Raw genomic sequence first — 12438 nt, 5'->3', positions numbered from 1 at the left:
ACCGTGGCGCAACATTATTACGCTGAGCAGTACCGCTCGGGTTCCAATAGTACAAGATGTGGCCCCGGATAGAAGGCCCATTCTGGCCTTTGCTAGCGCTAAACACCGGTTTTCTGATCCCGCGACGTTGCGTGACAATGCCGCATGGCTTGCGCCCGCCCCACCCTGTTGCCAGCATGGCTGGGATTCAAAGGGAGGACACCATGAACCTGAACGGAAAACACGCATTCATCACCGGTGGCGGCACAGGCATCGGTCTGGCGATTGCACAGGACCTTGCCGCGAAAGGCGCACATGTCACGATCACAGGCCGCCGCCAAGAGGTGCTGAACGAGGTCGCAGGCCCGAACATGACCGGCGTTGCCATGGACGTGCGCAACGAGGATGACGTGGTCGCCAAGATCGCCGCCGCCGTTGCAGCCCACGGCCCGATCCAGATTTGCATTCCCAACGCAGGCATCGCCGAAGGCAAAGCCGTGCATAAGACCGATATGGAATTCTGGCGCAATATGATGTCGACCAATCTGGACGGCGCGTTTCTAACGATCCGCGAATCGTTGAAATCCATGCGCGAGACAGATTGGGGCCGCGTGATCGCCATATCCTCGATGGCGGGTCTGCGCGGTTTGCCCGGCGCAGCCGCCTATTCCGCGTCCAAACATGGGATGATCGGGCTGGTGCGGTCGCTTGCCGAAGATTACATGGGCCAGCCTTATACGTTCAACGCGATCTGCCCCGGCTATGTGGACACGCCGATTGTCACGCGCAACACCGCGTCTATTTCGGAACGCGCCGGTATCTCCGAGGAAAAAGCCCGTGCGATCATGGTAAATTCCAACCCCCACAAGCGTTTGATTGATGTGTCCGAAGTGTCAGCAGTGGCTGCCTGGCTGACCGGCCCCGGATCCCAAAGCATCAACGGTCAGTGCATTCAGGTCACCGGCGGCCATATGTAGGCCATATATAGGGCTGTTTCAGGAATCATTAACCACTATCCTGCTACGGTCGGGACATGGTTAATTTATCTATGATCCCCGCCGGTCTCCTGCGCGCCTTCTCTTGTTTAAAAGGGGGGCGCTCAGGATGACACTATCCTTCAAAAGCCGCCGCAAAGCAGCCGATGTGAACAGCCGTGGCCTGCCGTTTCCACCGCAACAGCGGCCCTATCTGAACCCGCCGGGGTTTGTCTGGCGCTCGCGGCGCACATCCGCCGCCCCCACGCCCCGTCACACCTTTGATTTCAGTTTTGGCCAACGCACACGCCAAGCCTTAGGCTGACTGCAGCAAACCTTGCCGTCTGCCTTCGGCCCAGGCCTGCGCCGCCGCGCCAAAGCGCTGGAACAACGGGCGCGAAACGGGATCATTCGCGGCGTCCCATTCGGGATGCCACTGCACAGCAAGGGTAAAGCCGGCAGCACCCCTGACATAAATTGCTTCGGGCGTGCCATCATCGGCAAAACCGTCAATAACGATCCGTGGGCCGGGTTCCTTGATCCCCTGCCCGTGCAAGGTATTGGTCCGCACCTTTGCAGCGCCCAGAATATCATGGAAGATCCCGCCTTGGGTGAATGTCACGTCATGGCGCAGCTCGAATTTCTCTTCGATCGTGCCATCGGGGGGCATCCTGTGGTTCATCCGCCCCGGCAAATCACGAATTTCGGGATACAGCGACCCACCCATCGCGACATTGACCTCTTGAAAGCCGCGGCAGACGCCAAAAAACGGCTGCCCGCGATCCACACATCTGCGGATCAGGCCCAATGCAATCGCATCGCGCGCCCGGTCAAATGTCCCGTGGGCTTCGGTCTCGACCTCGCCATATTCCTCGGGGTGCACATTCGGACGCCCGCCCGTGAACAAAAATCCGTCACAGGCTTCCAACAGCTCGTCCACGGACACCAGCGCAGGGTCACTCGGGATGATCAACGGCATACAGCCCGACACCTGTGCCACCGCCACCGTGTTCATCGTGCCTGCTGCATGGATTGGGTATTGATCGTTCAAAAGGCTGGTATTGCCAATGATACCAACGACAGGACGTGACATATACGGGCCTCAAACTTGCGAATAGCTCAAAGCTTAGCGCGTCCGACTGGCGACCTCAACACCCCTTAAAACGCTATTTTTAAGCGTCCGCCTGCAACCCGGTGGCGGCAATACCGGCCAATCCGGCCTCGACATCGTTATCGGATGTGTCCCCCGTGACACCAACCGCGCCAATCACAACACCGCTATCATCGCGCAACAAAATCCCGCCCGGTACGGGCACGACTGCGCCGCCAAAAACGCCGTTCACCGATGACATGAAATAGGCCTGCGCCTCGGCCCGTGCCATCTGCGCGTGCCCGGCCATCCCCAACATCACCGCGCCGTAAGCCTTGCCATGGGCAATCGCAAACCGTCCCGGTGCGGCACCGTCCTCGCGCTCAAACGCCTGCACATGTCCGCCCGCATCCAAAACAACGACCGACAAAGGCTTGAAGCTCATCTCGCGGCCCTTTTTCAGCGTCTGTGCAATTATTACCCGCGCCTGCTCTAACGATACCATCAGTCTAAACCCTTTTCATTTTGCCAAATAAACTCCGGGGAGCGCGAGGGGCTGGCCCCTCGCTCCCGCACCATCAAGCTTGTGCAGCTTTCAATTCAAGCCGCCGCGCGTGCAACACAGGCTCGGTATAGCCCGACGGCTGCACACGGCCCTTCATCACCAGATCACAGGCCGCTTTGAACGCGATCCCGTCAAACCCAGGTGCCATCGGGCGGTACAGCGGATCACCCGCGTTTTGCCCGTCAACCACGGCTGCCATCTTTTTCAATCCGGCCATCACCTGATCCTCGGAAATCACCCCGTGATGCAGCCAGTTCGCCAGCGCCTGCGCCGAAATCCGGCAGGTGGCGCGGTCTTCCATCAGGCCCACATCATGGATGTCTGGCACTTTGGAACAGCCCACACCCTGATCGACCCACCGCACCACATAGCCAAGGATGCCTTGGGCGTTATTCTCGATCTCTTGCGCGATTTCCGCATCCGACAGATTGCGACCTGTCAGAACCGGAATGTTCAACAACGCGTCCAGCGTGCCACGAGGGCCGCCGGCCTTGATCTCTTCTTGCCGCGCCAGCACGTCAACCTGATGGTAATGCATCGCGTGCAATGTCGCGGCTGTCGGTGATGGCACCCAAGCACAGTTTGCACCGGCTTTGGGGTGGCCAATCTTGGCCTCCATCATCGCTGCCATCATGTCCGGCATGGCCCACATGCCTTTGCCGATCTGTGCCTTGCCCTGCAAACCACAGGCCAGACCGATATCAACGTTGCGATCCTCATAGGCGGCGATCCACTCGGCGTTCTTCATCTCGCCTTTGGGCACCATCGGCCCCGCCTCCATCGAGGTGTGGATTTCATCGCCGGTCCGGTCAAGGAAACCGGTGTTAATAAACGCCACCCGCGATTTCGCGGCGCGGATACATTCGGCCAGATTGGCCGAGGTGCGGCGCTCTTCGTCCATGATACCCAGCTTGACGGTGTTGGCAGGCAGGCCCAGCACGGATTCCACATCGGTGAAGATCTCGTCGGCAAAGGCGACTTCGGCGGGCCCGTGCATTTTGGGTTTAACGACATAGACCGATCCCGCGACCGAGTTGCGCATCCCGCTGGTCTTTTGCAGGTCATGCATCGCGATCAGCGTTGTGATCATCGCGTCCATCAGCCCCTCGCCCACTTCCAGACCATCACGGTCCAGCACGGCGGGGTTGGTCATCAGGTGGCCGACATTGCGGATCAACATCAGCGACCGGCCTTTGAGGGTCAGTGCCGACCCATCCGGCGCGGTATATTCGCGGTCGGGGTTCATCGCACGGGTGACCTGCTGGCCGCCCTTTTCAAATGTCTCGGACAGATCGCCCTTCATCAGGCCCAGCCAGTTGCCATAAGCAACGACTTTGTCCTCTGCATCCACGGCAGCAACGCTGTCTTCGCAATCCATGATCGTGGACAGGGCGGATTCCATCAGCATGTCCGACACATGCGCCGGATCGGTTTTGCCGATCGGGTGATCCGCGTCGATTTGCACTTCGATATGCAGCCCGTTGTGCTTTAGCAAAATCGCCGTCGGGGCATCTGCCGCACCACGGTAGCCCGCAAATTGCGCCGCATCTTCAAGGTTGCCTGCACCTGACAAGGCCAATGCACCGTCCGAAACCGCGATCCCGGATACATCAGCCCAAGATCCCGATGCCAGTGGTGTTGCCTCGTCCAGAAACGCCTTGGCTTTCGCCACAACCCGCGCGCCGCGCGCCGCGTCATAGCCCTTGCCCTGCGGCAGATCGCCCAGCGCATCCGTGCCATAAAACGCATCATACAAGCTGCCCCAGCGGGCATTGGCAGCGTTCAGGGCAAAGCGGGCATTGGTGATTGGCACAACCAGCTGCGGGCCGGGCACCGATGCGATTTCGGGGTCAACGCCAGCGGTATCAATTGAAAAAGCAGGGCCTTCAGGCACCAGATAGCCGATTTCGCGCAGAAACGCGGTATAGGCAGCCGCATCGTGGTCCTGACCGGCACGTTCCTTGTGCCATGCGTCGATCTTGGCCTGCATGTCTTCGCGCACCTGCAACAGGTCGCGGTTCTTGGGCCCCAGATCATGCACGAGATCAGAAAAACCCGCCCAGAATTTGTCAGGTTCAACACCGGTTCCGGGCAATGCTTGCGTCTCGATAAAGCGGACCAGTTCGTCCGCGACCTGCAAGCCGTTCTTATCTGTGCGTTGGGTCATTGAATTCTCCTTGGGTTCCGTCTGGGACGCGCGTTGAGAAATTCTTAAGATGTAACACCCCCTTGGGCAAGCTATATTGGTCAAATTATATTACCAATCCACCCAACCTACCCGTTTGCCATGGTTCACGCGACGCCTAGCGGACATAGAAAAAGGCAGGCTCTGCCCCCAGAACCTGCCCAAAATTCACTTAAAAGACTGAAACCTTTAGTTGCCGTCTGTCGTAGTGGTCCCAACCGGATCAACCGGCGCGTCCACGGTCGCGGTGCCTGCGTCTTGTTCGATCACTGCACCGTCGGTCGCCACATCTTCATCTTCGCGCCCGTTGCCCACAACAAAGAACAACAGCAACGCCACCATCAAAACGCCAAACACCATGGCACCTTTGATCCCCAGCAGCGCCGGTTTATGTTGCTTTTCTTGCTTCTCGATATTTGTGTCGGGTGCTGACATAATCATTCTCCGGTTAATCGGTTGCTATTCCCGCCTTGCGGGTAGTCGGTTGCAGGATTAACCTGCCAACCGAACACTAAGTTCCGACACAAAGGAAAAAACATGCGCGATGCTGCCCCCCAGACGATACACCTCGCCGATTACACGCCTTACGGCTTTATTATCGACAGTGTCGCGCTGCAATTCGATCTGGATCCGCATATCACCCGCGTGAAAAGCGCCATCGCCTTTCGCCCCAACCCCGATGCCACAGACCGCACGTTTTTGCTGCATGGCGAGAACCTGAAACTGATCAGCGCGAAAATCGACGGCAAGCCTGTCACCCCCAAATTTACCGAGGCTGGCCTGACCTGCGACGTGCCCGATGCGCCGTTTTTATGGGAGGCCGAAGTCGAGATTGACCCAACCGGCAACACCGCGCTTGAAGGGCTGTATATGTCCAACGGCATGTATTGCACCCAATGCGAGGCCGAAGGGTTCCGCAAGATCACCTATTACCCCGACCGCCCCGACGTGATGGCCGTGTTCACCGTCACCATCAACGGGCCGCACCCGGTACTGCTGTCGAACGGCAACCCGATCAGCTCAGACGCCCACAGCTCCCAATGGCATGACCCGTGGCCCAAGCCCGCCTATCTGTTTGCCCTTGTTGCGGGCGATCTGGTGGCACATCCAAGTAGTTTCACCACCAAATCCGGCCGCGATGTAGCGCTTAACCTCTATGTGCGCCCCGGCGACGAAGACAAATGCGCCTTTGGCATGCAGGCGTTGAAGGATTCGATGAAATGGGACGAAGACGTATACGGCCGCGAATACGACCTTGATCTGTTCAACATCGTTGCCGTGGATGACTTCAACATGGGCGCGATGGAAAACAAGGGGCTGAATGTTTTCAATTCCTCTGCCGTGCTGGCGTCGCCTGAAACCTCGACCGATACGAATTTCGAACGGATCGAAGCGATCATCGCGCATGAGTATTTCCATAACTGGACCGGCAACCGGATCACCTGCCGCGACTGGTTCCAGCTGTGCCTCAAGGAAGGGTTGACCGTCTTTCGCGATAGCGAGTTCACGTCCGACATGCGGTCAGCCCCCGTTAAACGCATCGGCGATGTGATCGACCTGCGCGCACGTCAATTCCCCGAAGACCAAGGCCCGCTGGCCCACCCTGTGCGTCCGGCAAGCTTTCAGGAAATCAACAACTTCTATACCGCCACGGTCTATGAAAAAGGTGCCGAAGTCATCGGCATGCTGAAATCGCTGGTCGGCGATAAGGCCTATTCAGACGCGCTTGATCTCTACTTTGACCGCCACGATGGCCAGGCCTGCACCATCGAGGATTGGTTGAAAGTATTTGAAGACACCACCGGCCGCGACCTGACCCAGTTCAAACGCTGGTATTCCCAAGCCGGCACCCCCCGACTGTCGGTGACCGAAGATTGGGACCACGGCAAGCTTACGCTGAACTTTAAACAGCACACACCGCCCAACGCCGCGACGCCTGCCCCGCAGCCGCTGGTATTGCCCATCGCCGTTGGCCTGATCGATCAGGACGGCGACGAGGTCGAACCAACCGTCGTGTTAGAGATGACCCAAGCCGAACAAAGCTTTGTCTTTGACAACTTGGGCACCCGCCCCATCGCATCCGTGTTGCGCGGTTTTTCCGCCCCCGTTGTCCTGACCCAAGACCTAAGCGATTCCGACCGTGCGCATCTGCTGGCCTATGACACCGATCCATTTAACCGCTGGGAACAGGGTCGCATTTTGGCCCGCAAGTCTCTTATCGCGATGATCCTTGAGGGTAAGAACCCCAATAAGGATTGGCTGAAAGGCATCCGTGCCGTGATCAGCGACGAACATCTTGATCCAGCTTACCGCGCTTTGATGCTGGGCCTGCCCTCGCAATCCGATCTGGCGCGCGCCTTGGCCGAAGACGGCCATACCCCCGATCCTGACATCATCTATGCCGCGGTCGAGACGACCCGCGACGCGATGGCGAAATCCTATGCTACTTTGGTGCCGACGCTTTATATGCGCCACACCGTGACAGATGCCTATGAACCCAACGCCGCACAATCCGGCAAACGCGCGCTTGCCAATGCCGCGCTGTCGCTTTTGACCCGCACCGACGACGGTGCCATGGCGCAAAAGCAATATGATGCCGCCGATAACATGACACAACAGCTCAGCGCCTTGGCCAACCTCATTCGCGCGGGCAAAGGCAGCGCCGCATTGCAGATATTCGAGGCACAATGGAGAAACGACCGTCTGGTGATGGATAAATGGTTCGGCCTGCAAGTCATGGAAGCCGATCCAGAAGATGCGCATGAGGTGGTGGAAACCCTGACCAAACATGCCAGTTTCAACTGGAAAAACCCCAACCGGTTCCGGTCTGTACTGGGGGCCTTTACGGCCCATCATGCCGGGTTCCACCATGCATCCGGCGCGGGATATCGCCTGCTTGCCGACTGGTTGATCAAACTCGATCCGGTGAACCCGCAAACCACGGCGCGGATGTGTTCTGCCTTCCAGACATGGAAACGCTATGACACAGACCGCCAAGCCATGATCAAAACCGAGCTTGACCGCATTCTCGCGCAACCCGATCTCTCGCGCGACACGACTGAAATGCTCACCCGGATACGGGGCGCGTAACACATGGCCCCTGACCGCCAGAGAACCGGTGTATCTGGCATCAGCACAAGGTGACCGAAGTCTATATATACCAACGGCAGGGGCGCAGTGCCCCTGCGATCCTCGTGCTGGTACTGATCTGGGCCGCGCTGTTCTACGCTTGGGCTATGCTCGACGCCGCCCCCTTGATCATCGGGATCATCGGGGCCTGCTCCCTACCCGCGCTCTATGATGTGGTCGCGAACCCTGCTGCGGGTCTCAGCCTCAGCCAGACAAACCTTGACTGGCATAGTGGCCGGCGCAACGCGCAGATCCGCCTGTCAGAAATCAATCATATCCGCCTCGATACGCGGCTGGATTTTTCGACCCGCGCGACGGTGATCCTCAATTCGGGCCGCAAAATCCGTATCCCGTTCGAGGCAACTCCACCGCACAAAACCTTTGAGCAGGCGTTGAACGCCCGCAACACTAAAACCGAACGCCATCACTTCAGCCTCAGGCAATGACCGCTCGCTTCTCTGGCTCTTAAATATCCTCGCCGAAGGCATCCCACCGCTGCGCCCATCCCGAACGCCTGACAGTCCGCCCTACGACCGCGTCTAGGGTCGCGTCTTGGGCCGCGTCGCATCCAGCGGCCTGCAATAGGTCTGCCGCCGCAACCAATGGGCGATATCCGCCCGTTTAGCGGCACTGCGCATCGGCCCCCAATCAGCCGCAACGCCGCGCCCGCCGGGGCCATAGATCACACCGTCCCGTGGCACAGTCACCGCCATGATGCGAATGGCGCAGCTCAGGTTCGCGGCACCGCTTTTCAACGCCTCGCCGGTGCCGGCGTTGCAGTCATAGCCCCGCGCGGTTGCGGGCAAAATCTGCAACAATCCATACCACCGTCCGCCGCCGCCCACGGCATACGACTGATAGGTGCTTTCATGCTTTGACAGGGCTGACAGAAAGCCGACCCAGAACGCCCGCCGCCCCCGGTCATCAGCCAAAGGATAGGCAGGACACCACTCTGTGACGTCGGCTGGCACCATATCCACCAAGGGTTTGCCATGCGCTTTCAACGCTGACAGCGCCGCCCGCGTCCACAGGGCATGCCCCGGCTGATGCTGATAGCGCGTGCGCGGCAAATGTGCGGATCGGGTGGGCGGTGACAACGTATCCCGGTTCAGCCGTGCGCGCGGTGTCAGATCGGTGATGCCAATATCAGCGGCGCGCGCCACTGGTCTGACCGTATCGATCCCGGCAGCAACCGCGCTGGCTGCACAGCACATCAAAACCAAACCATAGACCACGTAGCGCATCAAACATCCCCCCAAATCAAAACACCTATACCGTCGCAAGGCGGGTCAGCTTTCATCGAAAATCCATCCCCTCTGCATCGTCACCCGTATTTTGCCCCTTCACAACACATGCCCGAATTAGGCCCAAAACACACGCAATAGGTGTAAAAACACCTCAGATGAACCTTGGCAAAGCCATGTTTGCGCCCGAATCTGGGACGAAATTGATCCGATACAAAGCGACCTACGAAAACCAGTGAACGAAAATTGGACAATAGATGCTGCAGATTAAGAATTTCTTCAAACGCAAAAACAAGTCGCTGTCGTCGCAAGATACTGCAAGCACTGCCACTAAACCTCGGCTTCCCGAGCTTTCTGAAACGGTAAAACACGCACAAAGGCGGCACCGCAGCACCCGCCCGACCCCCGGCAAGAACGGCCACAGTGCGCCCAGTCAGGACATGCTGAAAATCGATTGCCCCAATCCCACCGCCGAAGAAAGTGCGCGCGACGGGTTCCAACAAACCGGCCAACGTCTGGTGCGTCAGGAAAATTGGGCGGCCCTAAGCGAAACCATCCGCACATATGACTGTGCAGGCACCCTGACCGAAGGCTCAATGCCCGTCGCCGATCTGATCGCCTTTGGCGCGCGCGCCGATGTGGTTTTGGCTGCCGAACATGCGATCCGCGAAAGCGACAGCCACGTCGCCAAGGAAGTTCTGACAGGCATCGAAGATTTTGAACATGTTCTGGAAGAGTACCCCAATGATTATGTCGTCGCCTGCATCGTCGCGCAGGCGCATATCGATATTGGCTGGGCCTGGCGCGGCAACGGATGGGATCAGGACGTCCCGCGGCGCAACCGCGACGCGTTCGAGGCCCATCTTGCCCGCGCCGACGATATCATTGAACCGTTTTTGGCCAAGCATGCCGACAGCCCCCTGCTGGCCGCAACCCATTGCGCCCAAGTCAGCGGCCCCGCCAGCACCAAGGACCGTGTGGCCGACAGATACGAGCATCTGATCAACCTCAACCCGCTGAACCCCGGCCCGATGCGCGCCATGGGCAATCACCTGTTGCCACGCTGGTTCGGCAGCTACGCCCAGCTGGAACTCGAGGCCCGGCGCACAGCCGCGCGAACCGAGCATATCTGGGGCGCTGGCGGCTATGCTTGGGTGCAATTCGACGCAATTTCATGCGATGATGAGGCCTGTGCGAACTTGGACCTGCCGTTCTTTATTGATGGGCTGCGCGACATCCTGGGTCGTAACCCAAACGCCTACACTGCAAATCTTTTGGCCGCTTACTGCGCCAATACCATCGGTCAGGGCTTTACCGGAAACGACAAGGCAGACCATGTCCGGGCGCAAATCGCGGGCTGTACGGAATGGATCGTACGCGAACATCTGACAGAGCTGCACCCGATGGTCTGGGCACATGCGGCACACGGGTTTGACAACAATCTGCGCATCAGCTCGCCACGTAAATTTGCAGCGGCGGGCCGTGATGACGCCATGCGTATCATGGCAAGTCTGTTCAAATCGGAAATCGCAGCAGGCAATCGTATCGTGTTCACTGAAAACGGCCCGCAGTCGCACGCCTTTTAGCCGATCCAGTTCCAGTGCCCCGAATAAATGCAGCAATCGGCCGCCGCCCGTCTGATATCGCGTGATTGCCCCCCACAGCCAAGCCACCTCTTGCAGCACCCCGCCCCCTGTCTTATGACCAAGCGATGTTACCAAAGATGCCAAAGGTGCCCTGATGCTTGACCTGACCTACGACACCCCCAAAGTCCGCACAATTGCCGGTGCCAAACATGACTGGGAACTGGTGATTGGGATGGAAGTCCACGCACAGGTGCTGTCCAACGCCAAACTGTTCTCGGCGGCCTCTACCAAATTCGGGGCAGAACCGAACAGCAACGTATCTTTCGTGGATGCGGCAATGCCCGGCATGCTGCCGACACTGAACGAATTTTGTGTTGAACAAGCGGTGCGCACGGGGCTGGGCCTCAAGGCGCAGATCAACCTGGAAAGCGCGTTCGACCGCAAAAACTATTTCTACCCCGACTTGCCCCAAGGCTATCAGATTTCCCAACTTTACCACCCCATCGTGGGCGAAGGCGAAGTGTTGGTTGAAATGGGCGACAACACCGCACGTCTAGTGCGGGTTGAACGCATCCACCTTGAACAAGACGCCGGTAAATCCATCCACGACATGGACCCGAACATGTCATTCGTCGACCTGAACCGCACAGGCGTCGCCCTGATGGAAATCGTCAGCAAACCCGACATCCGTGGCCCCGAAGAAGCCGCCGCCTATCTGACCAAACTGCGCCAGATCCTGCGCTATCTGGGCACGTGCAACGGCGACATGCAGTCCGGCGCGATGCGCGCTGACGTGAACGTGTCGATCTGCCTGCCCGGCCAGTATGAAAAATACCAATCCACGCAGGATTTCAGCCATCTGGGCACCCGTTGCGAGATCAAGAACATGAACTCCATGCGCTTTATCCAGCAAGCGATTGACGTCGAAGCCAAACGCCAGATCGCCATCGTCGAAGGCGGCGGTGAAGTGGTGCAAGAGACGCGGCTGTTTGACCCGGATAAAATGGAAACCCGTTCCATGCGGTCAAAGGAAGAAGCGCATGACTACCGCTATTTCCCCGACCCCGATCTGCTGCCTTTGGTGATTGAACAAGCGTGGGTCGACGAGATCAACGCGACCCTGCCAGAACTGCCCGACGCCAAGAAAGCACGCTTTATCAATGATTTCGGGCTAAGCGATTATGATGCTTCGGTGCTGACAGCCGACCTCGACAGCTCTAGCTATTTTGAAGAAACCGCCAAAGGGCGTGACGGCAAGATGGCCGCGAACTGGGTGATCAACGAACTCTTCGGTCGCCTCAAGAAAGACGAAAAGACGATCATTGAGAGCCCCGTCACCCCTGCCCAGCTGGGCGGCGTTGTTGACCTGATCGCGTCGGATGCCATTTCGGGCAAGATCGCCAAGGACCTGTTCGAGATCGTCTATACCGAAGGCGGCGACCCTGCCGTGATCGTTGAAGAACGCGGCATGAAGCAGGTCACCGACACAAGTGCCATCGAGGCCGCCGTAGACGAGATCATCGCCGCCAACCCCGATCAAGTCGCCAAGGCCCGCGAAAACCCCAAGCTGGCAGGCTGGTTTGTTGGCCAGACCATGAAGGCCACAGGCGGCAAAGCCAATCCGAAGGCCGTCAACGAAATCGTGGCGAAAAAGCTGAACGGCTAAGGGGCGAACGGAATTTTTCA

Annotated in this window: 11 protein-coding genes; 6 read left to right on the top strand and 5 right to left on the bottom strand. The window is 58.5% G+C overall.

Annotated features, from left to right (window positions below):
* The first annotated feature begins 203 nt into the window (after positions 1–203).
* Positions 204–956 (top strand): SDR family NAD(P)-dependent oxidoreductase, encoded by a 753-nt coding sequence (locus KZZ06_RS00760; RefSeq protein ID WP_219578122.1) that lies wholly within the window; start codon positions 204–206, stop codon positions 954–956.
* Between the two features lie 127 nt (positions 957–1083).
* Positions 1084–1278 (top strand): hypothetical protein, encoded by a 195-nt coding sequence (locus KZZ06_RS00755; protein ID WP_219578121.1) that lies wholly within the window; start codon positions 1084–1086, stop codon positions 1276–1278.
* Here the strand turns inward: KZZ06_RS00755 and KZZ06_RS00750 are convergent.
* The 4 genes from KZZ06_RS00750 to KZZ06_RS00735 form a co-directional block, all read right to left on the bottom strand.
* Positions 1270–2046 carry a gamma-glutamyl-gamma-aminobutyrate hydrolase family protein gene (locus tag KZZ06_RS00750; protein WP_219578120.1) on the bottom strand — a complete coding sequence of 259 codons (777 nt, stop codon included), beginning with the start codon at positions 2044–2046 and terminating at the stop codon, positions 1270–1272. The genes KZZ06_RS00755 and KZZ06_RS00750 overlap by 9 nt on opposite strands.
* Positions 2047–2125: 79 nt before the next feature.
* Positions 2126–2551 carry a heme-binding protein gene (locus KZZ06_RS00745; RefSeq protein WP_219578622.1) on the bottom strand — a complete coding sequence of 142 codons (426 nt, stop codon included), beginning with the start codon at positions 2549–2551 and terminating at the stop codon, positions 2126–2128.
* A 70-nt stretch (positions 2552–2621) separates the two neighbouring features.
* Positions 2622–4775: a malate synthase G gene (locus KZZ06_RS00740; protein WP_219578119.1), complete on the bottom strand. Its 2154-nt coding sequence runs from the start codon at positions 4773–4775 to the stop codon at positions 2622–2624.
* 207 nt (positions 4776–4982) lie between these two features.
* Positions 4983–5228, bottom strand: a complete 246-nt coding sequence (locus tag KZZ06_RS00735; protein WP_219578660.1) for a hypothetical protein — start codon at positions 5226–5228, stop codon at positions 4983–4985.
* Between the two features lie 102 nt (positions 5229–5330).
* On the opposite strand from KZZ06_RS00735, the gene pepN reads away from it, so the two are divergent.
* Together pepN and KZZ06_RS00725 are read left to right on the top strand one after the other, a co-directional pair.
* Positions 5331–7883, top strand: coding sequence for an aminopeptidase N (pepN, locus tag KZZ06_RS00730; protein ID WP_219578118.1), 2553 nt, complete (start codon positions 5331–5333; stop codon positions 7881–7883).
* Between the two features lie 50 nt (positions 7884–7933).
* Positions 7934–8368 (top strand): hypothetical protein, encoded by a 435-nt coding sequence (locus KZZ06_RS00725; protein WP_219578117.1) that lies wholly within the window; start codon positions 7934–7936, stop codon positions 8366–8368.
* A gap of 93 nt (positions 8369–8461) precedes the next feature.
* Here KZZ06_RS00725 and KZZ06_RS00720 read toward each other — a convergent pair whose 3' ends face one another.
* Complete coding sequence (locus KZZ06_RS00720) at positions 8462–9166, bottom strand: lytic transglycosylase (RefSeq protein ID WP_257884139.1); 705 nt, start codon at positions 9164–9166, stop codon at positions 8462–8464.
* A 257-nt stretch (positions 9167–9423) separates the two neighbouring features.
* Here KZZ06_RS00720 and KZZ06_RS00715 point away from each other — a divergent pair, with 257 nt between their 5' ends.
* Both KZZ06_RS00715 and gatB read left to right on the top strand, forming a co-directional pair.
* A complete protein-coding gene (locus KZZ06_RS00715; RefSeq protein ID WP_257884138.1) occupies positions 9424–10752 on the top strand; it encodes a hypothetical protein in 1329 nt (442 codons plus the stop codon).
* Between the two features lie 154 nt (positions 10753–10906).
* Positions 10907–12418, top strand: coding sequence for an Asp-tRNA(Asn)/Glu-tRNA(Gln) amidotransferase subunit GatB (gene gatB / locus KZZ06_RS00710; protein WP_219578116.1), 1512 nt, complete (start codon positions 10907–10909; stop codon positions 12416–12418).
* The last annotated feature ends 20 nt before the right edge of the window (positions 12419–12438 follow it).

The sequence above is a fragment of the Sulfitobacter sp. CW3 genome (assembly GCF_019392245.1).
GTDB lineage: Bacteria > Pseudomonadota > Alphaproteobacteria > Rhodobacterales > Rhodobacteraceae > Sulfitobacter.
This window is presented reverse-complemented; position numbering and strand designations above follow the sequence as displayed.

What these genes read in the sequence shown, in the direction of transcription:
- KZZ06_RS00760 (WP_219578122.1), top strand. Translation starts at nt 204, where the DNA reads ATGAACCTGAACGGAAAACACGCATTCATCACCGGTGGCGGCACAGGC.
- KZZ06_RS00715 (WP_257884138.1), top strand. Translation starts at nt 9,424, where the DNA reads ATGCTGCAGATTAAGAATTTCTTCAAACGCAAAAACAAGTCGCTGTCG.
- KZZ06_RS00750 (WP_219578120.1), bottom strand. Translation starts at nt 2,046, where the DNA reads ATGTCACGTCCTGTCGTTGGTATCATTGGCAATACCAGCCTTTTGAAC.
- gatB (WP_219578116.1), top strand. Translation starts at nt 10,907, where the DNA reads ATGCTTGACCTGACCTACGACACCCCCAAAGTCCGCACAATTGCCGGT.
- KZZ06_RS00720 (WP_257884139.1), bottom strand. Translation starts at nt 9,166, where the DNA reads ATGCGCTACGTGGTCTATGGTTTGGTTTTGATGTGCTGTGCAGCCAGC.
- KZZ06_RS00735 (WP_219578660.1), bottom strand. Translation starts at nt 5,228, where the DNA reads ATGTCAGCACCCGACACAAATATCGAGAAGCAAGAAAAGCAACATAAA.
- KZZ06_RS00740 (WP_219578119.1), bottom strand. Translation starts at nt 4,775, where the DNA reads ATGACCCAACGCACAGATAAGAACGGCTTGCAGGTCGCGGACGAACTG.
- pepN (WP_219578118.1), top strand. Translation starts at nt 5,331, where the DNA reads ATGCGCGATGCTGCCCCCCAGACGATACACCTCGCCGATTACACGCCT.
- KZZ06_RS00755 (WP_219578121.1), top strand. Translation starts at nt 1,084, where the DNA reads ATGACACTATCCTTCAAAAGCCGCCGCAAAGCAGCCGATGTGAACAGC.